Genomic DNA, 24,940 nt, shown 5'->3' with positions numbered 1-24,940 from the left:
AAAGATAATCCAGAAACTGTAAAATGAATTCTGTTAGATGAAAACTTGAAATTCTTTAAAGTGCCATGTATAATAGCAAAAGTAGAGAAAAGCGGATGCAAACAAAAAGATGCTTGCATCTAGACGAATAACATTGTATAATAGACAATGTTGGTCTTTGACTGCGATGAAGTGGAAGGTTGCTGACACACCCGGCCGCTTTGCCATGGCATGGTGTGGGGAAATTTCCATGGAGAAGGTCTATTTTAGAAATAGGCGAACGAAGGAGGGAAAATAATGGCAAAAGAAAAAATTCGTATCCGTTTAAAAGCTTACGATCACCGTATTCTTGATCAGTCAGCTGAGAAAATTGTAGAAACAGCTAAGCGTTCTGGGGCAACAGTTTCTGGTCCGATCCCATTACCAACTGAAAAAACTGTTTACACAATTCTTCGTGCTGTTCATAAGTACAAAGATTCTCGTGAGCAATTCGAAATGCGCACGCACAAACGTCTAATCGACATCGTGAGTCCTACTCCACAAACAGTAGATTCATTAATGCGTTTAGACTTACCATCTGGTGTAGATATCGAAATCAAACTATAATTTATATAACTTAAAAATGTAGGAGGTGTAACTCATGACCAAAGGAATCTTAGGAAGAAAGATCGGTATGACTCAAGTATTTGCTGAGAACGGTGAGTTAATCCCAGTAACAGTTATCGCTGCTAATCCAAACGTTGTTCTTCAAAAGAAAACAACTGAAACTGATGGCTACAATGCAATCCAGTTAGGATTTGAAGATAAACGTGAAAAGTTAACTAACAAACCTGAACAAGGCCACACTGCTAAAGCATCTACAACTCCTAAGCGCTTCATTCGCGAAATCCGCGATGCAGACGTGGACGGATTAGAGGTTGGTCAAGAGGTAAAAGTTGACGTATTCGCTACAGGTGAAATCGTTGATGTAACAGGAATTTCTAAAGGTAAAGGTTTCCAAGGTGTTATCAAACGCCACGGACAATCTCGCGGACCTATGTCTCATGGTTCTCGCTATCACCGTCGTCCAGGTTCAATGGGCCCAGTTGCTCCGAACCGTGTATTCAAAGGCAAAAAACTTGCTGGACGTATGGGTGGAGACCAAGTTACTATCCAAAACTTAGAAATCGTTCAAGTTGACACTGAGCGCAACTTATTACTAGTAAAAGGTAACGTTCCAGGTGCTAAGAAATCTCTTGTAGTTGTTCAAGGCGCTGTGAAGGTTAGCAAATAATTCACAATAGGAAGGAGGAATTCCAATGCCAAAAGTTACTGTATATAACCAAACTGGTTCACAGGTTGGTGAAATCGAATTAGCTGAAGCTATTTTCGGTATCGAACCAAATGAAGCTGTACTTTTCGAAGCTGTAATGATGCAACGTGCATCTTTACGTCAAGGTACACACAAAGTAAAAACTCGCTCTGAAGTTCGCGGTGGTGGTCGTAAACCATGGCGTCAAAAAGGAACTGGACGTGCTCGTCAAGGGTCTATCCGCTCTCCTCAATGGCGTGGTGGTGGTACGGTATTCGGACCTACACCAAGAAGCTATGCGTACAAACTTCCTAAGAAAGTTCGTCGTTTAGCAATCAAATCTGCATTAGCTACTAAAGTAGTTGAGAACAACATTGTAGTTCTTGAAGACCTAGTGTTAAATGCACCAAAAACAAAAGATATGCTAGCAGTACTTAAAGGATTAACTGTTGAGAAGAAAGCTCTTATCGTAACTGCTGATGCAAACGAATCTGTAGAGTTATCTGCTCGCAATATCCCTGGAGTAACAGTAATCACTGCTGATGGCGTAAACGTTTTAGACGTGCTTCATCATGATAAGCTAATCATGACAAAAGCGGCAGTGGAAAAAGTAGAGGAGGTGCTTGCATAATGAGAGATCCTCGTGATATCATTAAGCGCCCAGTTATCACTGAACGTTCTATGGAAATGATGGCTGAAAAAAAATACACGTTCGATGTGGACGTTAAATCTAATAAAACAGAAGTTAAAGATGCTCTTGAAGCGATCTTTGGTGTTAAAGTAGAAAAAGTGAACATCATGAACTACAAGCCGAAAGCAAAACGCGTTGGTCGTCACGCTGGTTTTACTAGCCGTCGTCGTAAAGCAATCGTTAAGCTAACTGCTGACAGCAAAGAAATCGAAATCTTCCAAGGCGTTTAATTCTTACTAAAGAAGGAGGGAAATTGAGATGGGAATCAAAAAGTATAATCCAACTACTAACGGTCGTCGTAATATGACTACGAATGATTTCGCTGAAATCACGACTGATAGACCCGAAAAGTCATTACTTGCTCCTTTAAGCAAGAAGGCTGGTCGTAATAACCAAGGTAAAATCACTGTACGTCATCAAGGTGGCGGACATAAGCGTCAATACCGTATCATCGACTTTAAGCGTAACAAAGATGGAATTCCAGGACGCGTTGCTACGATCGAATACGATCCAAACCGCTCTGCGAATATCGCATTAATTAACTACGTTGACGGTGAAAAACGTTACATTCTTGCTCCTAAATCTTTAGAAGTAGGTATGGAAGTTATGTCTGGCCCAGAAGCTGACATTAAAATCGGTAACGCATTACCATTAATCAACATTCCAGTAGGTACTGTTGTTCATAACATCGAGCTTAAGCCTGGTCGTGGCGGACAATTAGTTCGTTCTGCTGGTACATCTGCTCAAGTACTTGGTAAAGAAGGTAAATACGTACTTGTACGTTTAACTTCTGGTGAAGTACGTCTTGTATTATCTGCTTGTCGCGCTTCAATCGGTCAAGTAGGTAACGAACAACACGAACTTATCAAAATCGGTAAAGCAGGTCGCTCTCGCTGGTTAGGTAAACGCCCAACAGTTCGTGGTTCTGTAATGAACCCGGTTGATCACCCACACGGTGGTGGTGAAGGACGTTCTCCAATCGGACGTAAGTCTCCAATGTCTCCATGGGGTAAACCAACTCTTGGATTCAAGACTCGTAAGAAAAACAAAGCGTCTGACAAATTCATCGTTCGTCGTCGTAAAAAATAATGGGATTGTAGTACGGTTCATTTCTAGAACCGTACGCCAATCACGAAGGGAGGCACCAAAATGGCTCGTAGCTTAAAAAAAGGACCATTTGTCGATGATCACTTAATGAGCAAAATGGAAAAATTAGTTGCATCTGAGCAAAAACAAGTTGTTAAAACTTGGTCTCGCCGTTCAACAATCTTCCCTCAGTTCATCGGACACACAATCGCTGTATATGATGGTCGTAAACACGTACCTGTGTACATCACTGAGGATATGGTTGGCCATAAGTTAGGTGAATTCGCACCAACTCGTACGTACAAAGGTCACCTTGCTGACGATAAGAAAACTAGAAGATAATGAGAGGAGGCACTTCAATGCAAGCTAAAGCAGTAGCGAGAACAGTTCGTATTGCTCCTCGTAAAGTTCGTTTAGTAGTAGACTTAATCCGAGGTAAGCAAGTGGGTGAAGCGATTGCTATCCTTAACCACACACCAAAAACTGCTTCTCCAGTTGTAGAAAAAGTTTTAAAATCTGCAATCGCAAATGCAGAGCACAATTATGAGATGGACATTAACAACCTAGTTGTTGAAAAAGTTTTCGTTGACGAAGGTCCAACGTTAAAACGTTTCCGTCCACGTGCAATGGGTCGTGCAAGCCAAATTAACAAACGCACAAGCCACATCACAGTTGTGGTATCAGAAAAGAAGGAGGGATAATCGATGGGTCAAAAGGTTAATCCAATTGGTCTTCGTGTCGGCGTTATCCGTGACTGGGAATCTCGTTGGTTCGCTGAGAAAGATTACGCTACATTATTACATGAAGACATCAAAATCCGTGAGTACATTAATGTACGCTTAAAAGATTCTGCTGTTGCTAAAGTAGAAATCGAACGTGCAGCAAATCGTGTAAATGTTACAATTCACACTGCAAAACCTGGTATGGTAATTGGTAAAGGTGGTACTGAAGTTGAAGCACTTCGTAAAGCTCTTAACCAATTAACAGGCAAGCGTGTACACATCAACATTTTAGAAGTTAAGAGAGCTGATCTTAACGCTAAATTAGTAGGCGAAAACATCGCTCGTCAATTAGAAAACCGTGTATCATTCCGTCGTGCACAAAAGCAAGTTATTCAACGTGCTATGCGTGCAGGTGCTAAAGGTATTAAAACACAGGTTTCTGGTCGTCTTGGCGGAGCTGATATCGCTCGTGCAGAATCTTACAGTGAAGGAACTGTTCCACTTCATACACTTCGCGCTGATATTGACTATGCAGCAGTTGAAGCTGATACAACATACGGTAAATTAGGCGTAAAAGTATGGATCTACCGTGGAGAAGTCCTTCCTACAAAAAAGAAAGCTTCTGAGGAAGGAGGAAAATAATATGTTAATGCCAAAACGCGTAAAATATCGTAGAGAGCATCGTGGTAAAATGCGTGGTCGTGCTAAAGGTGGAACTGAAATTGCTTTCGGTGAATTCGGTTTACAAGCACAAGCTGCTTCATGGATTACAAACCGTCAAATCGAAGCTGCTCGTCGTGCAATGACTCGTTACATGAAACGTGGCGGTAAAGTATGGATTAAAATTTTCCCTTCTAAACCTTACACTGCAAAACCTCTAGAAGTACGTATGGGTTCCGGTAAAGGGGCACCAGAAGGCTGGGTAGCAGTAGTAAAACCTGGGAAAATTATGTTCGAAATCGCGGGTGTATCTGAAGAGGTAGCACGCGAAGCATTACGTCTTGCAGCTCACAAGTTACCTGTGAAATGTAAATTCGTAAAACGTGAAGAAAATGGTGGTGAATCTAATGAAAACTAATGATATTCGTGAATTAACCACTGCCGAAATCGAAACAAAAGTTAAAGCTTTAAAGGAAGAGTTGTTTAATCTTCGCTTCCAACTTGCTACAGGACAATTAGAGAATCCAACTCGCATTCGTGAAGTGCGTAAAGCAATTGCTCGTATGAAAACTGTAGTTCGTGAAAGAGAGATCGGAATTAATCGATAAATTGAGGGGAGGTTTGCATAGTGAGCGAACGTAACCAACGCAAAGTTTATACTGGTCGTGTAGTGTCTGACAAAATGGACAAAACGATTACAGTTTTAGTTGAAACTTACAAAACTCATTCCTTGTACGGAAAACGTGTTAAGTATTCTAAGAAGTACAAAGCCCATGATGAGCAAAACCAAGCGAAACTTGGCGATATCGTTAAAATCATGGAAACTCGCCCGCTTTCTGCTACTAAGCGTTTCCGTTTAGTTGAAATCGTTGAAGAAGCGGTTATTATCTAAATAGACGAATCGGAATTTTTAGTCCGAAGGGAGGTTTCATAACATGATCCAACAAGAATCTCGTTTGAAAGTTGCTGACAACTCTGGTGCACGTGAACTTTTAACAATTAAAGTATTAGGCGGCTCTGGTCGTAAATATGCTAACATTGGTGACATTATCGTTGCTACGGTAAAACAAGCAACACCAGGTGGCGTTGTTAAAAAAGGTGACGTTGTTAAAGCAGTAGTGGTACGTACGAAGAGCGGAGCTCGTCGTCCGGACGGTTCTTACATCAAATTTGATGAAAACGCAGCGGTTATCATTAAAGACGATAAGAGCCCACGTGGTACTCGTATCTTCGGACCAGTAGCTCGTGAATTACGTGATAGCAACTTCATGAAGATCGTTTCTTTAGCTCCAGAAGTTCTATAATTTAAGGTATTGCCTTGCTAAGGAGGTGCAGAATTAAGATGCATGTAAAAAAAGGTGATAAAGTACAGGTAATCACTGGTAAAGACAAAGGAAAACAAGGCGTTATCCTTGTGGCTTTCCCAAAGCAAAACCGTGTTATCGTTGAGGGTGTCAATATCGTTAAGAAGCACTCTAAGCCATCTCAATTAAATCCACAAGGTGGAATTATTACTAAAGAAGCACCTATTCACGTTTCTAACGTTATGATTTTAGATCCGAAAACAGGTGAACCTACTCGTGTAGGCTTCAAAGTAGAAGATGGTAAAAAAGTTCGTATTGCAAAAAAATCTGGTGAATTATTAGATAAATAATTTTCTTAAGAAAGGAGGTCACTTCATTGAATCGCCTTAAAGAGAAGTTCCAAAAGGAAATTACTCCTGCTCTAGTGAGCAAGTTTAACTATAAATCTGTAATGCAGGTACCAAAAATCGAAAAGATCGTAATCAACACTGGTGTTGGTGACGCGGTATCTAACTCAAAAGCGTTAGACAACGCAGTAGAAGAATTAACACAAATCACAGGTCAAAAACCTGTTGTAACTCGTGCTAAAAAATCAATCGCTGGTTTCCGTCTTCGTGAAGGTATGCCAATCGGTGCGAAAGTAACTTTACGCGGCGAGCAAATGTATGAGTTCTTCGACAAATTAGTATCAGTTTCTTTACCACGTGTACGTGATTTCCGTGGTGTTTCTAAGAAATCATTCGATGGTCGTGGAAACTATACATTAGGTGTTAAAGAGCAACTTATTTTCCCTGAGATTGATTATGATAAAGTAAGCAAAGTCCGCGGTATGGACATCGTAATCGTTACTACAGCGAAAACTGATGAAGAAGCTCGTGAACTTTTAACACAATTCGGTATGCCATTCCAAAAATAATGGAAGCCAACGCTAAGTAGAGGAGGCGAAAACGTGGCTAAAAAATCTATGATAGCGAAACAAAAGCGTACTCCTAAGTTTAAAGTACAAGAGTATACACGTTGCGAACGCTGCGGTCGTCCGCATTCTGTATACCGCAAATTTAAACTTTGCCGTATTTGTTTCCGTGAACTTGCATATAAAGGTCAAATTCCTGGTGTTAAAAAAGCTAGTTGGTAAAACCCACAAATGGGAAGGAGGTAAAACACATGGTGATGACAGATCCAATTGCAGACATGCTTACTCGCATCCGTAATGCGAACATGGTACGTCATGAGAAATTAGAGGTTCCTGCTTCTAAAATCAAAAAAGAGATCGCTGAACTTTTAAAACGTGAAGGTTTCATTCGTGATGTAGAATACATCGAGGATAACAAACAAGGTATCCTTCGTATTTTCCTGAAATATGGTGCAAACAATGAACGTGTAATCACTGGATTAAAACGTATCAGTAAACCTGGCTTACGCGTTTACGCTAAAGCTGACGAAGTACCACGTGTACTTAACGGATTAGGTATCGCTCTTGTTTCTACATCTAAGGGAGTAATGACAGACAAAGACGCTCGTCAATTACAAACTGGTGGAGAAGTAGTAGCATACGTTTGGTAATATATATTTAAAACGAACGGAGGTGTGACCACATGTCTCGTATTGGTAAAAAGATTCTTGAAATCCCTGCAGGTGTTACTATTACAGTTGCAGAAGACAATACTATAACAGTAAAAGGCCCTAAAGGTGAATTAACTCGTACTTTCAATGCTGATATGCTTATCAAAATTGAAGAGAATACATTAACAGTTGAGCGTCCATCTGAACAGAAGGAACACCGTGCATTACACGGTACAACTCGTGCTTTAATCGGAAACATGGTTGAAGGTGTAACTGAAGGTTTCGCACGCGGACTTGAATTAGTCGGTGTTGGTTACCGTGCTCAAAAACAAGGTGATAAACTTGTATTAAGCGTAGGTTATTCTCATCCAGTAGAAATGACTCCGGAAGCAGGTCTTGAAGTTGAAGTACCTGCACCAACTAAGATCGTAATTAAAGGTATCGACAAGCAACGTGTTGGCGAATTCGCTGCTAACATCCGTGCTGTACGTGCTCCTGAGCCTTACAAAGGTAAAGGTATTCGTTACGAAGGCGAAGTTGTTCGTCGTAAAGAAGGTAAAACTGCTAAGTAAACCCGTTAGGTGAGAGAAAGGAGTGACAAGAATGATCACTAAAGCTGATAAAAATGCGACTCGTAAGAAAAGACATGCACGTGTACGTGCTAAACTTACTGGTACTGCAGAGCGTCCACGTTTAAACGTGTTCCGTTCTAACCAACATATTTACGCTCAAGTTATTGATGATGTGAATGGTGTAACGTTAGTAAGTGCATCTACTCTTGATAAAGACCTTGCTCTTAACGGTACTAGCAATATTGAAGCTGCTACGAAAGTTGGAGAATCAGTTGCTAAGCGTGCTGTAGAGAAAGGCGTTAAAGAAGTAGTATTTGATCGCGGTGGTTACTTATACCATGGCCGTGTTAAAGCTCTAGCTGAAGCTGCTCGTGAGGCTGGATTACAATTTTAATGGTCAAAGGAGGGAAAATTGATGCATCGCATTGACCCAAGTAAATTAGAACTTGAAGAACGTGTAGTTACGATAAATCGTGTCGCGAAAGTTGTTAAGGGTGGTCGTCGTTTCCGCTTTGCTGCACTAGTTGTAGTTGGCGATAAAAACGGTCATGTTGGATTCGGTACTGGTAAAGCACAAGAGGTACCAGACGCAATCCGTAAAGCTATCGAAGACGCTAAGAAAAACTTAATCGCTGTACCATTAGTTGGTACAACAATTCCACACACAATCAACGGTCATTTTGGCGCTGGTGAAGTATTCTTAAAACCTGCTGCTGAGGGTACTGGTGTTATTGCTGGTGGACCTGTTCGTGCGGTCCTTGAATTAGCTGGTGTACAAGATATTCTTTCGAAATCTCTTGGTTCTAACACACCAATCAACATGATTCGCGCTACTGTGAACGGATTAAGCGAACTTAAGCGCGCTGAAGATGTTGCAAAATTACGCGGTAAATCTGTAGAAGAGCTACTAGGTTAAGGAGGGAAAACAAATGGCGAAAAAGTTAGAAATTACCCTCACTCGTAGTGTAATTGGTCGTCCACAAGATCAACGTGCGACGGTAGAAGCTTTAGGTCTTAAAAAGTTGAATTCAACTGTAGTTAAGGAAGAAACTCCTGCTATTCTTGGTATGATCAACAAAGTTTCTCACCTTGTAACTGTAAAAGAAGCTTAAGGATAACTCATTAATATAAGGAGGTGCCTGGGAATGAAACTTCATGAATTAAAACCTGCAGAAGGTTCTCGTAAAGTACGTAACCGTGTCGGTCGTGGTATCGGTTCTGGTAACGGTAAAACTGCTGGTAAAGGTCATAAAGGACAAAACGCACGTTCTGGCGGCGGTGTTCGTCTTGGCTTCGAAGGTGGTCAAACTCCATTATTCCGTCGTTTACCAAAACGCGGCTTCACAAACATTAACCGTAAAGAGTTTGCTATTGTAAACTTATCAACGTTAAATCGTTTTGAAGATGGTACAGAAGTAACACCTGAATTATTGCTGGAAACTGGCGTTATCAGCAAGTTAAACGACGGTGTTAAAGTTCTTGCAAGCGGAGCAGTAGAGAAAAAACTAACTGTTAAAGCGCACAAGTTCTCTTCAAGTGCTAAAGAAGCAATTGAAGCAGCTGGCGGATCAGTTGAGGTGATCTAATGTTTCGTACAATCTCCAACTTTATGCGCGTTGCTGAGATAAGACGTAAAATATTATTCACTTTAGCGATGTTAATCGTATTCAGGATTGGCACGTTTATCCCCGTGCCATTTACAAATGGAGACGTACTGAAGGCACAAGATCAATTAAATGCTTTAGGTATTCTAAATACATTTGGCGGTGGAGCCTTGAAAAACTTCTCCATCTTTGCGATGGGAATCATGCCGTATATTACAGCATCCATCATCGTGCAATTATTGCAGATGGATGTTGTTCCTAAATTTTCGGAATGGTCGAAGCAAGGTGAAATGGGCCGTCGTAAATTAACGCAATTCACGCGTTACTTTACAATTGTTCTTGCGTTTATTCAGGGGTTTGGTATGTCAATCGGTTTTAACGGTATGGTAGGTGGACAATTAATTTTGAATCCAGGTTGGAGCACTTATTTATACATTGCTACGGTACTGACTGCTGGTACTGCATTTTTAATGTGGTTAGGTGAACAGATTACAGCTAAAGGTGTAGGTAATGGTATTTCCATCCTTATCTTTGGCGGTATTGCCGCGGCGATCCCAAGTGTTATATCTCAAGTGTATCAGCAACAGTTTCAAAATATCGGAGATCAATTGTTCATGAGTATCGTTAAAGTTGCATTGATTTTACTAGCTGTGCTAGCAGTTATTGTGGGTGTTATTTTCATTCAACAGGCTGTTAGAAAGATCCCAATTCAATATGCGAAGCGTGTAACAGGAGGAAATGGTGGTTATGCTGGAGCACAAAACACACATTTACCGCTTAAGGTAAATAGTGCTGGTGTTATTCCAGTAATTTTTGCTGTTTCATTCTTAATTACGCCTCCGACTATTGCACAGTTCTTCCCGAAACATGATGTATCGCAGTGGATTATTGCAAACTTTAACTATTCTCACCCAGTGGGAATGATCATATATGTTGCGCTCATTGTAGCCTTCACATATTTCTATGCATTTGTTCAGGTTAATCCAGAGCAAATGTCAGAGAATCTAAACAAGCAAGGTGGATATGTTCCAGGTATTCGTCCGGGTAAGAATACGGAACAATATCTAACAAAAATCTTGTATCGTTTGACCTTTGTAGGATCAATTTTCCTAGCAGCGATTGCAATCTTACCAGTTATCTTTACGAAATTGGGAAATCTTCCTCCATCTGCACAGATCGGTGGAACGAGTATGTTAATCGTTGTCGGCGTTGCTTTAGAAACAATGAAGCAGCTAGAAAGCCAACTGGTAAAACGCCATTACAAAGGGTTTATCAAGCAGTGAGTAAGTGGGAAGAATTGTCTTCCCTACATGCTCATGTACTCTGAGGGGGAACAAGGATGAACTTAATTTTAATGGGGCTTCCTGGTGCTGGTAAAGGTACACAAGCCGAACAGATTGTTGCCAAGTATAACATCCCTCACATTTCAACAGGAGACATGTTCCGTGCAGCTATGAAGGCTGAAACTGAAATGGGTCTACAAGCAAAATCTTTTATTGATAAAGGTGCACTTGTTCCAGATGAAGTTACAATCGGAATCGTTCGTGAACGTTTAAGTCAAGACGACTGCGTAAGAGGTTTCTTACTAGACGGTTTCCCACGAACTGTTGCACAAGCATCAGCTCTTGAAGAAATTATGAAAGATCTTGGCAAAAAAATCGACTATGTTTTAAACATTAATGTGGATTCAGGGTTGTTATTAAAACGCCTTACAGGCCGTCGCATTTGTAAAGAGTGCGGTGCGACTTACCACTTAGAATTCAATCCACCAGCAAAAGCTGATGTGTGCGATAAATGTGGTGGCGAATTATATCAACGCTCTGATGACAATGAAGAAACTGTAGCAAATCGTTTAGATGTAAATATTAAGCAAACAAAACCTTTGCTTGATTTCTACGAAGAGCTTGGTTACTTACAAAGCATTAATGGTGAGCAAGATATCAATAAAGTATTTGCTGATATCGATGTTCTCATCGGAGGCTTAGCGTAATGATAATCTGCAAAACTCCTCGCGAGATAGAAATCATGCGAGAAGCTGGCAGGATCGTTGCTTTGACTCATCAAGAGTTGAAACAGCACATTACTCCAGGAATTACAACGAAAGAGCTCGATCAAATAGCGGAAAAGACGATTCAAAAATATGGTGCTACGCCATCTTTTAAAGGATACAACGGATTTCCGGGGAGCATATGTGCTTCTGTAAATGAAGAGCTTGTACACGGAATTCCAGGGAAGCGCAAGCTCAAAGAGGGCGATATCATCAGTATCGATATTGGTGCGAAATACAATGGGTACCATGGAGATTCTGCATGGACGTATCCAGTTGGAAACATTTCTGAATCTGTTCAAAAGCTACTTGATGTCACAGAAAAATCGTTGTATCTTGGTCTAGAACAAGTAAAACCAGGCGAGAGATTATCAAATATCTCACATGCGGTTCAAACCCATGCTGAAGAGAATGGATTCTCGATCGTTAGGGAGTATGTTGGTCACGGAATCGGGCAAGACTTACATGAGGACCCTCAAATCCCGCACTATGGTCCACCAAATAGAGGCCCTAGATTAAAGCCGGGAATGGTCATCTGTGTTGAGCCGATGGTGAATCAAGGAAGACGATATGTAAAAACACTATCTGATGACTGGACAGTGGTAACGGTAGATGGTAAATGGTGTGCCCATTTTGAGCACACGATTGCTCTTACAGAAGCAGGATACGAAATCCTTACCACTTTATAAGTAGCTGGCTCTCCGGGATTTCAGAGCAGTGTAAAATGTTACTGATTTGAAGAAGGGAGAACTATTGAATGGCTAAAGATGATGTAATTGAAGTCGAAGGTACCGTTCTTGAAACGTTGCCAAATGCTATGTTCAAAGTAGAATTAGAGAATGGGCATGTCGTATTGGCTCACGTTTCTGGTAAAATCCGTATGAACTTCATTCGTATTTTACCAGGAGACAAAGTTACGGTAGAATTATCTCCGTACGATTTAAATCGTGGTCGTATTACGTACCGTTTTAAATAATATAGCACTCCGTAATCTTTAAGGAGGTTCGAGACATGAAAGTAAGACCGTCAGTTAAACCAATCTGCGAAAAATGTAAAGTTATTCGTAGACGTGGAAAAGTAATGGTTATTTGTGAAAACCCTAAACATAAACAAAAACAAGGTTAATCAGAAGGAGGTGCATTCGTAATGGCACGTATCGCAGGTGTAGATATTCCTCGAGACAAACGCGTTGTTATTTCTTTAACTTACGTATTCGGCATTGGTCGCACAACTGCTGAAAAAATTCTTGCTGAAGCAGGTATTTCTGAAGAAACACGAGTTCGTGATTTAACGGAAGACGAATTAGGACGTATCCGTGATATCATCGATCGTATTAAAGTTGAGGGAGACCTTCGTCGTGAAGTATCTCTTAACATTAAACGTCTAATGGAGATCGGTTCTTACCGTGGTCTTCGTCACCGTCGTGGCTTACCAGTTCGTGGTCAAAATTCTAAAAACAATGCTCGTACACGTAAAGGTCCACGTCGTACAGTAGCAAATAAAAAGAAATAATAAGTAAAGGAGGTTGAACTAACAATGGCACGTAAAACAAACACTCGTAAAAAACGTGTGAAAAAGAATATTGAAGCTGGTATAGCTCATATTCGTTCTACTTTCAACAACACAATCGTAACTCTTACAGATACTCACGGTAACGCACTTTCTTGGTCTAGTGCTGGTGCACTTGGTTTCCGTGGATCTCGTAAATCTACTCCATTCGCTGCGCAAATGGCTGCTGAAACTGCTGCTAAAGCTGCAATGGAACACGGTTTAAAAACTTTAGAGGTTACTGTTAAAGGTCCTGGTGCTGGTCGTGAAGCTGCAATTCGTGCTCTTCAAGCTGCAGGTCTAGAAGTAACAGCAATTAGAGATGTTACTCCAGTTCCTCATAATGGATGTCGTCCACCAAAACGTCGTCGTGTGTAATTTTTCTGTATAGAATTTTCCCTTTTGTCTATAATGGATATGATGCATTATCGAGAAATTTCGTACAGAAACATCGCTTGTTGTGCACAATCGGGAACTGCCTAAGGGGGACTTTCGGTTAGACAGGGGTTGTACCTTTGTTTAACCGGGGTTTCGACGTTTTGAAGGAGGGTTTAGTTAATGATTGAAATCGAAAAGCCGAAAATCGAAACGGTTGAACTTAACGAAGATGCTAAATATGGTAAATTCGTAATTGAACCGCTTGAGCGTGGATATGGTACTACGTTGGGTAACTCCTTACGTCGTATTCTTTTATCTTCACTCCCTGGTGCCGCTGTTACTGCTATCCAAATCGATGGCGTATTACATGAATTTTCAACAGTTGAGGGCGTAGTAGAAGACGTTACAACGATCATCTTAAACTTGAAAAAGTTAGCTCTTAAAATCTACTCTGAAGAAGAGAAGACGTTGGAAATTGATGTGCAGGGCGAAGGTATTGTCACAGCTGCTGATATTACTCACGATAGTGATGTAGAAATCTTAAATCCAGATTTACACATTGCAACGTTAGCAAAAGATGCGCATTTCCGCGTGCGTTTAACTGCAAAGCGTGGCCGTGGGTATACGCCAGCTGATGCAAATAAAAGCGAAGATCAACCAATAGGAGTAATTCCTATTGATTCTATTTATACTCCAGTATCACGTGTGACTTACCAAGTGGAAAAGACACGTGTCGGACAAGTGGCTAATTATGATAAGCTTACGCTTGATGTATGGACGGATGGAAGCATCGGGCCAAAAGAAGCTATCTCTTTAGGTGCCAAAATCTTAACTGAGCATTTAAATATCTTTGTTGGTTTAACTGATGAAGCACAAAATGCTGAGATTATGGTTGAGAAGGAAGAAGATCAAAAAGAGAAAGTTCTTGAGATGACTATCGAGGAACTAGATCTTTCTGTTCGTTCTTATAATTGCCTTAAACGTGCAGGAATTAATACTGTACAAGAGCTTGCGAACAAAACAGAAGAAGATATGATGAAAGTTCGTAACTTAGGACGTAAATCCTTAGAAGAAGTTAAACATAAACTTGAAGAATTAGGTTTAGGTTTACGTAAAGACGACTGAGGATTTAAACCCATCAACAAAGGAGGGAACTACGAATGGCATACAGAAAATTAGGCCGTACAAGTGCGCAACGTAAAGCTATGTTACGTGACTTAGCTACTGATTTAATTATCAACGAGCGCATCCAAACGACAGAAACTCGTGCAAAAGAACTTCGTTCTGTAGTGGAAAAAATGATCACTTTAGGTAAACGCGGAGATCTTCATGCTCGTCGTCAAGCAGCAGCTTTCATTCGCAATGAAGTAGCTAACGCTGAGACTGGTCAAGATGCACTTCAAAAATTATTCGCTGATGTAGCTCCACGCTATGCTGAGCGCCAAGGCGGATACACTCGTATTGCAAAAATTGGTCCACGTCGCGGAGACGCAGCACCAATGGTAATTATCGAGTTAGTATAATGATAATTAAAAGGGCAGGACAGTTCTTTTCAAGAAACTGGTCATGGCCCTTTTTTTTAAATATAAAAATAGGCTAACTTGGCGAAGGAAAGGGTGCCTTGTATTGAAAAAAGAGAAACTTCGGACAGAAAATATATCCTTTCAATATCCTGGGGCAGCCACTTATGCATTAAAAGATGTTTCATTTTCCTTATATGAGGGAGAATGGGTATCTGTTATTGGACAAAACGGTTCAGGGAAGTCTACACTTGCAAAATTATTGAATGGTTTGTTTTTGCCAGAAGCAGGAACTATTACAGTAAATGATACAATGGTTTTATCAGAGGAAACGGTATGGGATGTTCGAAAACAAATTGGGATGGTATTTCAAAACCCAGATAATCAATTTGTTGGAACGACAGTGCAAGACGACGTTGTTTTTGGCTTAGAGAATATCGGAATGCCAAGAGAACAGATGGTAGAAAGATTAGATCAGGCTCTCAAACTTGTCCGTATGGAAGATTTTCTTAATGATGAGCCTCATTCGTTATCTGGTGGGCAAAAACAGCGAGTGGCAATAGCAGGCGTTTTAGCACTTCAGCCATCTATTTTAATATTAGATGAAGCATCGTCAATGCTAGACCCCCAAGGGAGACGTGAAGTAGTAGAAACGGTTAGACAACTTGTTAATCAAAAAGGTATTACCGTGTTATCAATTACGCACGATTTAGAAGAAGCGGCACAATCAGACCGTGTCATTATTTTAAATAAGGGAGAGATATTAGAGGAAGGGACTCCAGAACAAATTTTCAAATCCTCTCATATGCTCCAAGAAATTGGATTAGATGTACCATTTTCAGTGAAAATAGCAGAATTATTAAAAAGAAATGAAATTCTCTTGCAAAATACGCATCTTACAATGGAAAGCTTGGTGAACGAACTTTGGAGATTACATTCCAAAAAGTAGAACATCGTTATCAATATAAAACTCCATTTGAAAGACGCGCACTTTATGATGTAGACGTGTCGTTTCCAAGTGGGGGTTATTATGCCATTATCGGTCATACTGGTTCAGGTAAGTCGACGATGATTCAACATTTAAATGGTTTATTGCAGCCGACAAATGGTACAGTTCAAATTGGTGAACATTTGATTTCGGCAGGAAAGAAAGAAAAAAAGCTAAAGCCACTACGTAAAAAAGTAGGGGTTGTCTTTCAATTCCCAGAACATCAGTTGTTTGAAGAGACTGTGGAGAAAGATATTTGTTTCGGCCCTACTAATTTTGGAGTATCTGTAGACGAAGCAAGGCAAAAGGCTAGAAAGGCAATTGAACTTGTAGGGCTAGAACCGGAACTGTTAACACGTTCTCCGTTCGAATTAAGTGGTGGACAAATGAGACGTGTTGCTATAGCGGGTGTACTGGCGATGGAACCTGAAGTGCTTGTATTAGATGAACCTACAGCAGGACTAGATCCAAAAGGGCAGAACGAACTTATGGAGATGTTTTATAAGCTGCACAAGGAGAAGGGTCTTACAGTTATCCTTGTAACGCATAATATGGAGGATGCTGCTCAGTATGCGGAGCAGATTGTAGTTATGCATAAAGGAACGGTCTTTTTGCAAGGAAGTGCAGAGGAAGTATTTTCACATGCTGATGAACTAGAGAAAATTGGTGTGGATCTTCCTATGTCATTAAAGTATAAACGTGCAATTGAAGAGAAGTTTGGTATTTTAATTCCAAAGGCTACCTTATCTTTAGAGGATCTTACTCATGAAGTTGTACAGGTGTTACGAAAAGGTGGTCATGAATCATGCAGCAGTTGATTATTGGGAGATATATCCCGGGGAATTCACTTATTCATCAACTTGATCCACGTACGAAGCTGCTGATTGTCTTTTTATATGTATTTGTTGTTTTCTTAGCAAATAATGCGATTTCATATGGATTTTTATTTTTATATGCACTCATTGCTTTATTTTTTGCAAAAGTGCCGATTCGTTATGTACTTTCGGGCTTAAAACCAATTTTATGGATTTTTCTTTTTACATTTTTCCTGCATATTTTTACAAATAAAGAGGGGGATGTACTATTCCAGCTTGGTTGGTTTTCGATATATGAAAAAGGATTAGAGCAAGGGATATACATTTCTGTACGATTCTTCGTTATTATTTTAATGACGACATTATTAACGTTAACGACGACACCTATTGAAATTACAGATGGTTTGGAGACGTTATTAAAGCCGTTGAAGCGTATAAAGGTTCCTGTTCATGAAATCGCATTAATGATGTCAATTTCTCTTCGTTTTATCCCGACATTAATGGATGAAACGAGTAAAATAATGAAAGCACAAGCGTCACGTGGTATTGATTTTGCCGGGGGACCGATAAAAGATAGAATGAAAGCTATTATTTCACTGCTCGTTCCTCTGTTTATCAGTGCTTTTAAGCGTGCAGAGGACTTAGCCATTGCGATGGAAGCTCGTGGATATCAAAGTGGTGAAGGACGTACTAAATTTAGGCAACTACGCTGGAAAACAAGCGATACAGTAACGATTGTCAGCTTATTTTGTTTAGCTTGTATTTTGGCATGGGTGCGATCGTAATGGAGAATAGAGAAATGGATAGAATAAAATGTACGGTTGCATATGATGGCATGCATTTTTGTGGTTATCAAATTCAGCCGAACCATCGTACTGTTCAACAGGAGATAGAAAAAGCATTGCAGAAATTGCATAAGGGAGAACTTGTTCGTGTTCAGGCATCTGGTAGAACAGATTCTACAGTTCATGCAAAAGGACAAGTAATACACTTTGATACCCCTTTGTCTCTTGAAGAGTGGCAATGGAGTAATGCTTTAAACACAATGTTGCCAGATGATATTGTTATAAGGCAAGTAGAGAAAAAAACAGAAGAATTTCATGCACGTTACGGTGTTGAGAAAAAAGAATATCGTTATCGTGTATTATTATCAAAGACTGCGGATGTATTCCGTAGAAATTACGTATATCAATATCCATACCCGCTCGAAATCAACTCTATAAGAAAAGCAATTCCTTATTTTATTGGAACGCATGATTTCACTTCTTTTTGTTCGGCAAAAACTGACAAAAAAGATAAAGTGCGAACAATTTATGAAATTGAGTTAATTGAACAAGATGATGAAATAATTTTTCGTTTTGTAGGTAATGGATTTTTATATAATATGGTCAGAATTATTGTTGGTACGTTACTTAGCATAGGACAAGGAAAGCTTGATCCTGATAGCATTCCAGAGATTTTAGCGAAACAAAATCGTCAGTTTGCTGGAAAGATGGCTCCAGGTCATGGGCTTTACTTATGGGAGGTAAACTATAACAACTAATCCTGGTGTAACATTTGCTTGACATTAGAAACTCAAAAGTATATCATAACATATGGTATTGTTTCTAAAACCACGATTAGCCCCGGAAGGAAATCGTGTTTAAGATAAACAATAGATTTTTTCTATGGAAAAGATAACGAGGAGGGAAACACATGCGTACGACTTTTATGGCAAAAGCTAACGAAGTTGAGCGTAAATGGTATGTGGTTGATGCTGAAGGTCAAACTTTAGGTCGCCTTGCTAGTGAAGTAGCATCCATTTTACGTGGTAAAAACAAACCTACATTTACACCACACGTTGACACGGGTGATCATGTAATTATTATTAACGCTGAGAAAATTCATTTAACAGGTAATAAATTAAACGATAAAATTTACTACCGTCACACTAACCACCCAGGTGGACTTAAGCAAAGAACAGCTCTTGAAATGCGTACAAACTACCCTGTACAAATGTTAGAGCTTGCAATTAAAGGCATGCTTCCAAAAGGACGCTTAGGCCGTCAAGTTTCTAAGAAACTTAACGTGTATGCTGGAGCAGAGCATCCACACCAAGCACAAAAACCAGAAGTTTACGAACTTCGCGGATAATTAATTAAAGGAGGGCTTACTTTGGCACAGGTTCAATACTATGGTACTGGACGTCGTAAGAGTTCAGTAGCGCGCGTACGCCTAGTTCCAGGCGAAGGACGCGTTATCATTAACGGTCGTGATTTTGAAAACTATATCCCATTTGCTGCATTACGTGAAGTAGTGAAACAACCTCTAGTTGCAACAGAAACTTTAGGTAACTACGATGTACTTGTAAACGTAAATGGTGGTGGATACACTGGTCAAGCTGGTGCTATTCGTCACGGTATTTCTCGCGCTTTATTAAAAGCTGATCCAGAATACCGTCTAACACTAAAACGTGCAGGTCTATTAACTCGTGACGCACGTATGAAAGAGCGTAAAAAATACGGTCTTAAAGGCGCACGTCGTGCACCTCAGTTCTCAAAACGTTAATTTTTGCGAACTACAAACCCCAACCATTTTGGTTGGGGTTTTTTTATGTTTCATTCCTCTTTTGCAATTTTTATAGCTTGGAATATTTTAGTGCTACCGCCGCGCGTATGCTTCTTCTTTAGAAGTTTAGACTAATACGTATTAGGGAGGTTTATAAGTACTATGAATGTCATTGTCAGCTTACAAGAAAAACAAAAAGAAAAGCAGTTAAAATACGAGCGGAAGATGTTGCGGGAATTATCATTAAAAACATTGCGTTCAAATATTCGTGATGCCTTTCAAATGCAAGAGCTTCATCGTCAGTATGAAGATTACTGTATTGAATTAGGGATAGAATCTTATTTATTAGGAGCGAGATACAGTAAATTTGGTTATTATGGTGAATCATTTTTTGATGTGAAATATAGAGCTTTAGAAGAAGAACAACAATTAACTGAAACGCTATTTCAATTTTTAACGAGTATGACTATGCGAGAAATAAAGTTGAAAGATGAGGAATTACTTTTTGAATCTTGTCAGCAGTTTATAGGATTGTGGTGGCAAGAAGGGTATGAAAAAGGTGAAAGAAGATATCGATTAAAGCTTCATTAAGACAAGCATAAACTTTCCTCTTGTCCCATATAAGTAATTAGAGGGACTAGCTGGAGGAGGAAAGGTATGAAGAGAATTCGAATTATCTCTTTTGCACTCGCTGCGGTTGTATTATTTTTTTTAGTCAAACAAGAATTTCAAATTACAAAATCGTGGCGTGCTTGGAATTTACCCTTATCAGGGAAAGTAATCGTATTAGATGCTGGGCATGGTGGACCAGATGGAGGGGCTGTTGGTGGAAAGGATATTATAGAAAAGGATATTACGCTTGAAATTACAAAAAAGGTACAAGACTATTTACAAGAACAAGGTGCACTAGTTATTTTAACGCGTGAGGGAGATTATGATTTAGCTAACAAAGATACAAAGTCATATAGCAGACGTAAAGCAGAGGATTTAAAAAAACGTGTAGAAATCATCAATAAACCTGATGTAGACTTTTTTGCAAGTATTCATTTAAATGCTTTAACTAGTAGTGGATCGAAAGGCGCACAAACGTTCTATTACCGTTCTTCAATTGAAAATGAACGTGCTGCAAAATTTATACAGGCTGAATTGAGAACAAGTTTAGAGAACACGAATCGTTCTGCTAAGACTATTTCGCATGTGTATTTATTAAAGTATTCTAAAACACCAGGTGCTTTAATTGAAGCTGGCTTTTTATCGAATGTGAACGAAAGGTATATGTTAAATTCGGAGAAATATCAGCAAAAGTTAGCAGCTGCAATATACCGTGGTATATTACGTTATTTCACGGAAAAAGGAAATCCTCCAGAATAAGGAGGATTTTTTTGAGCTTCTCTCGTTAACGAAGTTTTCGGAAAATATGTTATACTGGAAATGTAAACGCATTTATTTCAAGAATAAGCAGAGATAAATTCAATTAACATTACGTTATTTTTCATACAGGGGGCTGGGCTAATTATGGTAACGAAAGAGCAAGTGGTTGAAGCGTTAGAAGGGATTGTAGATCCGTTTTTACATAAAACATTAAAAGAAACAAGTGCAATTAAAGAGGTAACAGTCAAGCCAGAGAAGGAACATGTGAGTGTCAAAATTGCAATCGTAAAAACCGGTACAGCGGAACAAATGCAGTTGCAGTCTGGAATTGTAAAGTTAGTAAAAGAACTTGGGGCAGCAACAGTTGGACTTCGTTTTGCAGAATTTACAGAAGAGGAATTAGCTCAGTTTGCACCGGAACAACAAGAAGAGCAAAGTGAATCTTTATTGTCACCTAATTCAAAAACAACATTCTTAGCAGTAGCGAGTGGAAAAGGTGGCGTGGGAAAATCAACTGTTTCCGTTAACCTTGCAGTTGCTTTAGCTCGTTTAGGAAAAAAAGTTGGTATTATCGATGCGGACATTTACGGTTTTAGTGTGCCAGACATGATGGGGATAGAAAAACGTCCTATCGTAAGAGGTGACAAAATAATTCCGGTGGAACGTTTAGGTGTAAAGGTAATCTCAATGGGCTTCTTTGTAGAGGATAATGCACCAGTTATTTGGAGAGGACCTATGCTTGGGAAAATGTTAAACCACTTCTTCACAGAAGTAGAATGGGGCGATCTAGATTATTTAGTACTAGATTTGCCACCAGGCACAGGTGATGTTGCGTTAGATGTGCACTCAATGTTGCCATCTTGCAAAGAGATTATTGTAACGACGCCTCATCCAACAGCTGCGTTTGTAGCAGCACGTGCTGGAGCGATGGCATTGCGCACTGAACATAGTATTCTTGGTGTTGTTGAGAATATGGCATATTTTGAAAGTAAGGTAACTGGTGAGAAAGAATATGTATTTGGAAAAGGCGGGGGAGATAAGTTAGCTACCGAATTACAAACGAATGTTCTTGGTCGCATTCCGCTACAACAACCCGATTGGAATAAAGAAGACTTTGCTCCTTCAGTATATGAAGATACACATACAACGGGCATTATTTATAGTAAAATAGCTGAAACAGTAATTGATAAAACAGCTGTTACACAAAAATAAAGTGAAACTTTAATCAGTGGGGTTCACCTGTTACTGACAACAATAAGGCTTTTGTTGTTAGTAAACCTTTCGCTTAACTAGAGGGGGCCATTTTGTCTGTTAATAGTAAGATAAAGTAATAACGAGTGAACAATGTATACATTGTTCACTCGTTATTATAGTTATTATTTTTTACTGTTCTTCCTTCTTTTCGCCTTGAGAACCACCGTCACCGCCTGCTTCTTTCTTACCAGATCCGCCTTTTTCAGCTTTTTGCACACCTTTACTAATGATATCAATCATCTTGGCTTGGAAGAGTGGACTTTCAGCAGTTTCTGTTAGTACTTGTTGTAGATATTGACGGTATTCTTTACTCTTCATTGTTTGTAACATTATTTTTTCTACTTCAGGATTTTTCATAATTTCTATAACGCCTGCTTGGTATTCAGGGTCTTTTAGTAAGGTTTTCATTAATTGAGTTTGTTCTTTCCCCATACTTTTAGCAAACTTTGATGAGAACTCAGGATCTTTAAAGAGCTTTTCCCAGAATTGTTGCCCTTTATCGGATACCATGGCATCTTCAATCGTTTTCTTTACTACTGTTTCATCTAGTATGAGTGCTTGTTTCATTTTTTCATCAGTTAATACATCTTGAATAGCTTTCTTACCTTGATCTGTTTTTAAAATATCAACAATCATTTTTTTTGTTTGATCGTAATCTAGTTCGGATTTCGTTTCTTTTCCTTGTGCGCATGCTGCAAGTGCGATAAGTAGAAAAGAAGAAACGAAAATGAATAGCATCCGTTTCATAAGTTGGAACTCCTTTCAGCACAGTTCTCTCTTTTTAATATAAATATCTTTAAGGAATTTATACATGAACATGGCTAGCTTTTTGAAATTGTCATTGATACAATTTAATTAGAAATATAAGGATAATGGGGGATGTGTTGTGAATAGCCGCAAGTGGGTACGACTATTTTTAACGACGTTGTTTCTTGGTGGGATTAGCACAGTTATTATTGGTTTTGTTTTGGAGTGGGACAAGTACAATAAATTTTTTCAAAATTTCGACGGTAAGGAGATTTTAGCAGTATCTTTCTGGCTGATGGGTGTAGGATTTATTTTTAGTGTTATAAGTCAAATGGGATTCTTTGCATATTTAACAATCCACCGTTTTGGACTAGGGATGTTTCGCTCATCTTCTTTATGGAATGCAGTCCAGCTCTTCTTTATTGCATTCGTATTATTTGATTTTGTGTATTTAAGATCTGTACTTATTGCAAATGGGGAAGTCTCGTTAGGGAATAACATACTTGTTGCTGGAATATTATTTGTGTTTGGAGCAATTGTTGCTTATGTAAAAAGTAAAGAAACAAATAAAAAAGCATTTGTGCCAGCTCTGTTCTTTATGGTTGTTGTAACAATCCTTGAATGGGTACCGGCGCTTCGGATTAATGATACAGATTGGCTATATTTAATGGTTATACCGCTATTGTTATGTAATGCGTATCAATTACTTGTATTACATCGTTTAATCGGAAAAACAAGTAAATCAGCTTAATAGAGAGAGGTTTTATACACCAGCAGTTATAATGCTGGAAATGGTATGATTAAAAAAGCTCTACCACCTTCTTGAAAGGTAGTAGAGCTTTTTATGCGTGAAGGGTAGTTGGGAAGAAGCTACTTCACATCTTCACTTTTCGTACTTGTGTTGGAAATAAGTTGTGACACGGATATTTGCTCATATCCATCACTTTTTATTTTTTGCAGGAGCAGCGGTAAAGCTCTATTTGTTTGAAGGGCAGAATCGGATGCGTGTAATAAGACGATATCTCCACCCTTCAAATTATTAGAGACAGTGGAAACGATGTTATTTACACCTGGGTTTTTCCAATCGTTTGAATTATTACTCCAATGCACGACGGTGTATCCAAGTGATTCTGCGATTTTAAGGGTTGCTTTGTTAAATTCGCCACTAGGTGGACGTAACAGCTTGACTTGTTTTACACCAAGTTTCGTAAAAACATCTTGTGCTCGTAAAAGGTCTCGCCTTATTTCATTTGTCTCTAGAGAAGTATAGGATGTGTAATTGTACCCCATACTACCGATTTCGTGCCCATCTTTCATGATTCGCTCTACAATATCGGGGTGTCTTTCGGCCCATGCAGCAGAAAGGAAGAAGGTTGCATTCTTAATTTCTCTTTCTTTAAGAGTATCTAGGATTGGAATTGCTTTTTTGTCTCCCCAACTAATATCAAACGTAAATGCAACTTGCTTTTTAGCGGTGTCTCCTTTGTAAATTACTTTAGGGCCTGTAGCAGTTGAAAAAGCAGATTCATGTGAATATGTTTTTAAAAAGAGTAGCCATGCTGTAAATAAGGACAGTATCACTATTAAGCTAATGTGTTTAAAATTTCTCTTACTCGTAATAAAAAAGAAAAACATAATATTACGCCCCTTTGTCCAATCCTTTTCAGTTACATATATGCTGTAAATATAAAAAAGAGAACAAAGGATTAACATCGTAAGTAGTGGATATAATGGATGATAGGATTGTGATAATTGAAAATGAGCGGAACGTTTATTGTTGCGTAAGGAATTATTGAGGTGATTGTTTGCTTGGGCTGATGTTGACAAAAGAAGAAAGAAAAGAAATGGAATACATATTGAAGAGAGAATTAGAGGAACTTTTATTTGATTTTGAAGATGAGCGTATTCATGAAGTTGTAAAAAAAGCCATGGAAGAAAGATATAAAATCATTTTCTGTTTATTCCGGAGAGTAGCTAACACAGAAGAATGTATTCGTTATGTAAGAAAAAGAATTTTTTATTAAAAAGTGTTGACGCTAATGGTTTATATATGGTAAATTAATAACCGTCGCTGATGCAGAAACGCAGAAAACGACAAAAAAGAAATTAAAAAACTTAGTTGACATTGAAAAATGAAGATGTTAACATAAGGAAGTCGCAAATGAGCGACCAAGTAGTTCTTTGAAAACTGAACGAAACAAACAACGTGAAACGTCAATTTTTATTTTAGATGCTAGACAAACTAACTTTATT

At 39.1% G+C, this 24,940-nt stretch carries 43 protein-coding genes; 41 read left to right on the top strand and 2 right to left on the bottom strand.

Going from position 1 to position 24,940, the window contains the following annotated elements; genetic code table 11:
- Nucleotides 1-276 precede the first annotated feature (276 nt).
- From rpsJ to CGQ22_RS28445, 39 genes are all read left to right on the top strand, one after another.
- On the top strand, nucleotides 277-585 hold the full coding sequence (gene rpsJ / locus CGQ22_RS28635; RefSeq protein WP_001040596.1) for a 30S ribosomal protein S10: 309 nt from the start codon (nucleotides 277-279) through the stop codon (nucleotides 583-585).
- Between the two features lie 34 nt (nucleotides 586-619).
- On the top strand, nucleotides 620-1,252 hold the full coding sequence (rplC, locus tag CGQ22_RS28630) for a 50S ribosomal protein L3 (protein ID WP_000160207.1): 633 nt from the start codon (nucleotides 620-622) through the stop codon (nucleotides 1,250-1,252).
- Nucleotides 1,253-1,277: 25 nt separating this feature from the next.
- Nucleotides 1,278-1,901, top strand: a complete 624-nt coding sequence (gene rplD, locus CGQ22_RS28625) for a 50S ribosomal protein L4 (RefSeq protein WP_001127258.1) — start codon at nucleotides 1,278-1,280, stop codon at nucleotides 1,899-1,901.
- Nucleotides 1,901-2,191, top strand: a complete 291-nt coding sequence (gene rplW, locus CGQ22_RS28620; RefSeq protein WP_001205558.1) for a 50S ribosomal protein L23 — start codon at nucleotides 1,901-1,903, stop codon at nucleotides 2,189-2,191. The genes rplD and rplW overlap by 1 nt, the downstream gene beginning before the upstream one ends.
- Nucleotides 2,192-2,219: 28 nt before the next feature.
- On the top strand, nucleotides 2,220-3,050 hold the full coding sequence (gene rplB, locus CGQ22_RS28615) for a 50S ribosomal protein L2 (RefSeq protein WP_000511583.1): 831 nt from the start codon (nucleotides 2,220-2,222) through the stop codon (nucleotides 3,048-3,050).
- 60 nt (nucleotides 3,051-3,110) lie between these two features.
- Entirely contained in the window at nucleotides 3,111-3,389 is a 279-nt protein-coding gene (rpsS, locus tag CGQ22_RS28610; RefSeq protein WP_000124454.1) for a 30S ribosomal protein S19, read from the top strand.
- Between the two features lie 17 nt (nucleotides 3,390-3,406).
- Nucleotides 3,407-3,748, top strand: a complete 342-nt coding sequence (rplV, locus tag CGQ22_RS28605) for a 50S ribosomal protein L22 (protein WP_001148024.1) — start codon at nucleotides 3,407-3,409, stop codon at nucleotides 3,746-3,748.
- A 3-nt stretch (nucleotides 3,749-3,751) separates the two neighbouring features.
- The gene (rpsC, locus tag CGQ22_RS28600; protein ID WP_000529956.1) at nucleotides 3,752-4,411 is read left to right on the top strand and encodes a 30S ribosomal protein S3; all 660 of its coding nucleotides are present in this window, start codon (nucleotides 3,752-3,754) and stop codon (nucleotides 4,409-4,411) included.
- A gap of 1 nt (nucleotide 4,412) precedes the next feature.
- A complete protein-coding gene (rplP, locus tag CGQ22_RS28595; RefSeq protein ID WP_000928969.1) occupies nucleotides 4,413-4,847 on the top strand; it encodes a 50S ribosomal protein L16 in 435 nt (144 codons plus the stop codon).
- On the top strand, nucleotides 4,837-5,037 hold the full coding sequence (gene rpmC / locus CGQ22_RS28590; protein ID WP_000855718.1) for a 50S ribosomal protein L29: 201 nt from the start codon (nucleotides 4,837-4,839) through the stop codon (nucleotides 5,035-5,037). Before rplP ends, rpmC begins: the two co-directional genes overlap by 11 nt.
- Nucleotides 5,038-5,057: 20 nt before the next feature.
- Nucleotides 5,058-5,321: a 30S ribosomal protein S17 gene (gene rpsQ / locus CGQ22_RS28585; RefSeq protein ID WP_000004106.1), complete on the top strand. Its 264-nt coding sequence runs from the start codon at nucleotides 5,058-5,060 to the stop codon at nucleotides 5,319-5,321.
- A gap of 43 nt (nucleotides 5,322-5,364) precedes the next feature.
- Entirely contained in the window at nucleotides 5,365-5,733 is a 369-nt protein-coding gene (gene rplN, locus CGQ22_RS28580; RefSeq protein ID WP_000615912.1) for a 50S ribosomal protein L14, read from the top strand.
- Nucleotides 5,734-5,771: 38 nt separating this feature from the next.
- The gene (rplX, locus tag CGQ22_RS28575; RefSeq protein WP_000558200.1) at nucleotides 5,772-6,083 is read left to right on the top strand and encodes a 50S ribosomal protein L24; all 312 of its coding nucleotides are present in this window, start codon (nucleotides 5,772-5,774) and stop codon (nucleotides 6,081-6,083) included.
- Between the two features lie 26 nt (nucleotides 6,084-6,109).
- Nucleotides 6,110-6,649 (top strand): 50S ribosomal protein L5, encoded by a 540-nt coding sequence (gene rplE / locus CGQ22_RS28570; RefSeq protein WP_001080831.1) that lies wholly within the window; start codon nucleotides 6,110-6,112, stop codon nucleotides 6,647-6,649.
- 33 nt (nucleotides 6,650-6,682) lie between these two features.
- Nucleotides 6,683-6,868: a 30S ribosomal protein S14 gene (gene rpsN, locus CGQ22_RS28565; RefSeq protein ID WP_001085700.1), complete on the top strand. Its 186-nt coding sequence runs from the start codon at nucleotides 6,683-6,685 to the stop codon at nucleotides 6,866-6,868.
- A gap of 29 nt (nucleotides 6,869-6,897) precedes the next feature.
- Nucleotides 6,898-7,296 carry a 30S ribosomal protein S8 gene (gene rpsH, locus CGQ22_RS28560; protein WP_000245511.1) on the top strand — a complete coding sequence of 133 codons (399 nt, stop codon included), beginning with the start codon at nucleotides 6,898-6,900 and terminating at the stop codon, nucleotides 7,294-7,296.
- 32 nt (nucleotides 7,297-7,328) lie between these two features.
- On the top strand, nucleotides 7,329-7,868 hold the full coding sequence (rplF, locus tag CGQ22_RS28555) for a 50S ribosomal protein L6 (protein ID WP_089149680.1): 540 nt from the start codon (nucleotides 7,329-7,331) through the stop codon (nucleotides 7,866-7,868).
- Between the two features lie 31 nt (nucleotides 7,869-7,899).
- Complete coding sequence (gene rplR / locus CGQ22_RS28550) at nucleotides 7,900-8,262, top strand: 50S ribosomal protein L18 (protein WP_000628816.1); 363 nt, start codon at nucleotides 7,900-7,902, stop codon at nucleotides 8,260-8,262.
- Between the two features lie 21 nt (nucleotides 8,263-8,283).
- Nucleotides 8,284-8,784: a 30S ribosomal protein S5 gene (gene rpsE, locus CGQ22_RS28545; protein WP_000554646.1), complete on the top strand. Its 501-nt coding sequence runs from the start codon at nucleotides 8,284-8,286 to the stop codon at nucleotides 8,782-8,784.
- Between the two features lie 13 nt (nucleotides 8,785-8,797).
- The gene (gene rpmD / locus CGQ22_RS28540; protein WP_001085234.1) at nucleotides 8,798-8,980 is read left to right on the top strand and encodes a 50S ribosomal protein L30; all 183 of its coding nucleotides are present in this window, start codon (nucleotides 8,798-8,800) and stop codon (nucleotides 8,978-8,980) included.
- Between the two features lie 33 nt (nucleotides 8,981-9,013).
- Complete coding sequence (gene rplO, locus CGQ22_RS28535; RefSeq protein ID WP_000766081.1) at nucleotides 9,014-9,454, top strand: 50S ribosomal protein L15; 441 nt, start codon at nucleotides 9,014-9,016, stop codon at nucleotides 9,452-9,454.
- Nucleotides 9,454-10,755: a preprotein translocase subunit SecY gene (secY, locus tag CGQ22_RS28530; protein WP_000490117.1), complete on the top strand. Its 1,302-nt coding sequence runs from the start codon at nucleotides 9,454-9,456 to the stop codon at nucleotides 10,753-10,755. Before rplO ends, secY begins: the two co-directional genes overlap by 1 nt.
- Nucleotides 10,756-10,811: 56 nt before the next feature.
- Complete coding sequence (locus CGQ22_RS28525; protein WP_001048989.1) at nucleotides 10,812-11,462, top strand: adenylate kinase; 651 nt, start codon at nucleotides 10,812-10,814, stop codon at nucleotides 11,460-11,462.
- Nucleotides 11,462-12,208, top strand: a complete 747-nt coding sequence (gene map, locus CGQ22_RS28520; protein ID WP_000582539.1) for a type I methionyl aminopeptidase — start codon at nucleotides 11,462-11,464, stop codon at nucleotides 12,206-12,208. Before CGQ22_RS28525 ends, map begins: the two co-directional genes overlap by 1 nt.
- Nucleotides 12,209-12,276: 68 nt before the next feature.
- Nucleotides 12,277-12,495 (top strand): translation initiation factor IF-1, encoded by a 219-nt coding sequence (gene infA / locus CGQ22_RS28515; protein WP_001029884.1) that lies wholly within the window; start codon nucleotides 12,277-12,279, stop codon nucleotides 12,493-12,495.
- A 35-nt stretch (nucleotides 12,496-12,530) separates the two neighbouring features.
- Nucleotides 12,531-12,644 (top strand): 50S ribosomal protein L36, encoded by a 114-nt coding sequence (rpmJ, locus tag CGQ22_RS28510; RefSeq protein WP_000868344.1) that lies wholly within the window; start codon nucleotides 12,531-12,533, stop codon nucleotides 12,642-12,644.
- Nucleotides 12,645-12,665: 21 nt separating this feature from the next.
- Complete coding sequence (gene rpsM, locus CGQ22_RS28505; protein ID WP_000090788.1) at nucleotides 12,666-13,031, top strand: 30S ribosomal protein S13; 366 nt, start codon at nucleotides 12,666-12,668, stop codon at nucleotides 13,029-13,031.
- A gap of 24 nt (nucleotides 13,032-13,055) precedes the next feature.
- Nucleotides 13,056-13,445, top strand: a complete 390-nt coding sequence (gene rpsK / locus CGQ22_RS28500; protein WP_000101798.1) for a 30S ribosomal protein S11 — start codon at nucleotides 13,056-13,058, stop codon at nucleotides 13,443-13,445.
- A gap of 180 nt (nucleotides 13,446-13,625) precedes the next feature.
- A complete protein-coding gene (locus CGQ22_RS28495) occupies nucleotides 13,626-14,570 on the top strand; it encodes a DNA-directed RNA polymerase subunit alpha (RefSeq protein WP_000569643.1) in 945 nt (314 codons plus the stop codon).
- Nucleotides 14,571-14,605: 35 nt separating this feature from the next.
- Entirely contained in the window at nucleotides 14,606-14,968 is a 363-nt protein-coding gene (rplQ, locus tag CGQ22_RS28490) for a 50S ribosomal protein L17 (RefSeq protein WP_000331490.1), read from the top strand.
- Nucleotides 14,969-15,071: 103 nt separating this feature from the next.
- Nucleotides 15,072-15,914: an energy-coupling factor ABC transporter ATP-binding protein gene (locus tag CGQ22_RS28485; protein WP_139032696.1), complete on the top strand. Its 843-nt coding sequence runs from the start codon at nucleotides 15,072-15,074 to the stop codon at nucleotides 15,912-15,914.
- A complete protein-coding gene (locus CGQ22_RS28480; RefSeq protein ID WP_089149678.1) occupies nucleotides 15,890-16,771 on the top strand; it encodes an energy-coupling factor ABC transporter ATP-binding protein in 882 nt (293 codons plus the stop codon). Before CGQ22_RS28485 ends, CGQ22_RS28480 begins: the two co-directional genes overlap by 25 nt.
- Entirely contained in the window at nucleotides 16,759-17,553 is a 795-nt protein-coding gene (locus CGQ22_RS28475; RefSeq protein WP_001186526.1) for an energy-coupling factor transporter transmembrane component T family protein, read from the top strand. Before CGQ22_RS28480 ends, CGQ22_RS28475 begins: the two co-directional genes overlap by 13 nt.
- Nucleotides 17,554-17,567: 14 nt before the next feature.
- Complete coding sequence (gene truA, locus CGQ22_RS28470; RefSeq protein ID WP_002163816.1) at nucleotides 17,568-18,311, top strand: tRNA pseudouridine(38-40) synthase TruA; 744 nt, start codon at nucleotides 17,568-17,570, stop codon at nucleotides 18,309-18,311.
- Nucleotides 18,312-18,463: 152 nt separating this feature from the next.
- Nucleotides 18,464-18,901 (top strand): 50S ribosomal protein L13, encoded by a 438-nt coding sequence (gene rplM, locus CGQ22_RS28465; protein WP_001260793.1) that lies wholly within the window; start codon nucleotides 18,464-18,466, stop codon nucleotides 18,899-18,901.
- Nucleotides 18,902-18,922: 21 nt separating this feature from the next.
- The gene (rpsI, locus tag CGQ22_RS28460) at nucleotides 18,923-19,315 is read left to right on the top strand and encodes a 30S ribosomal protein S9 (RefSeq protein ID WP_000079986.1); all 393 of its coding nucleotides are present in this window, start codon (nucleotides 18,923-18,925) and stop codon (nucleotides 19,313-19,315) included.
- A gap of 162 nt (nucleotides 19,316-19,477) precedes the next feature.
- Nucleotides 19,478-19,906 carry a DUF2521 family protein gene (locus tag CGQ22_RS28455; RefSeq protein WP_001101005.1) on the top strand — a complete coding sequence of 143 codons (429 nt, stop codon included), beginning with the start codon at nucleotides 19,478-19,480 and terminating at the stop codon, nucleotides 19,904-19,906.
- A 66-nt stretch (nucleotides 19,907-19,972) separates the two neighbouring features.
- Nucleotides 19,973-20,686, top strand: a complete 714-nt coding sequence (gene cwlD, locus CGQ22_RS28450) for an N-acetylmuramoyl-L-alanine amidase CwlD (protein ID WP_000822438.1) — start codon at nucleotides 19,973-19,975, stop codon at nucleotides 20,684-20,686.
- A 144-nt stretch (nucleotides 20,687-20,830) separates the two neighbouring features.
- Nucleotides 20,831-21,898, top strand: a complete 1,068-nt coding sequence (locus tag CGQ22_RS28445; protein ID WP_000256632.1) for an Mrp/NBP35 family ATP-binding protein — start codon at nucleotides 20,831-20,833, stop codon at nucleotides 21,896-21,898.
- A gap of 171 nt (nucleotides 21,899-22,069) precedes the next feature.
- On the opposite strand, the gene gerD is transcribed toward CGQ22_RS28445, so the two are convergent.
- The gene (gerD, locus tag CGQ22_RS28440; RefSeq protein ID WP_000827292.1) at nucleotides 22,070-22,687 is read right to left on the bottom strand and encodes a spore germination lipoprotein GerD; all 618 of its coding nucleotides are present in this window, start codon (nucleotides 22,685-22,687) and stop codon (nucleotides 22,070-22,072) included.
- A 139-nt stretch (nucleotides 22,688-22,826) separates the two neighbouring features.
- Between gerD and kbaA the strand changes: the two genes are divergently transcribed.
- Entirely contained in the window at nucleotides 22,827-23,438 is a 612-nt protein-coding gene (gene kbaA / locus CGQ22_RS28435) for a KinB signaling pathway activation protein KbaA (protein ID WP_001088526.1), read from the top strand.
- 119 nt (nucleotides 23,439-23,557) lie between these two features.
- On the opposite strand, the gene pdaB is transcribed toward kbaA, so the two are convergent.
- Nucleotides 23,558-24,322: a polysaccharide deacetylase family sporulation protein PdaB gene (gene pdaB / locus CGQ22_RS28430; protein WP_000464705.1), complete on the bottom strand. Its 765-nt coding sequence runs from the start codon at nucleotides 24,320-24,322 to the stop codon at nucleotides 23,558-23,560.
- A 170-nt stretch (nucleotides 24,323-24,492) separates the two neighbouring features.
- Here pdaB and CGQ22_RS28425 point away from each other — a divergent pair, with 170 nt between their 5' ends.
- Nucleotides 24,493-24,711, top strand: coding sequence for a hypothetical protein (locus CGQ22_RS28425; protein ID WP_000901147.1), 219 nt, complete (start codon nucleotides 24,493-24,495; stop codon nucleotides 24,709-24,711).
- Nucleotides 24,712-24,940 lie beyond the last annotated feature (229 nt).

The organism is Bacillus sp. M13(2017), from assembly GCF_002218325.1.
GTDB lineage: Bacteria > Bacillota > Bacilli > Bacillales > Bacillaceae_G > Bacillus_A > Bacillus_A thuringiensis_K.
The sequence above is the reverse complement of the archived record's forward strand: the minus strand, read 5'-3'. Positions and strand labels throughout refer to the sequence as shown.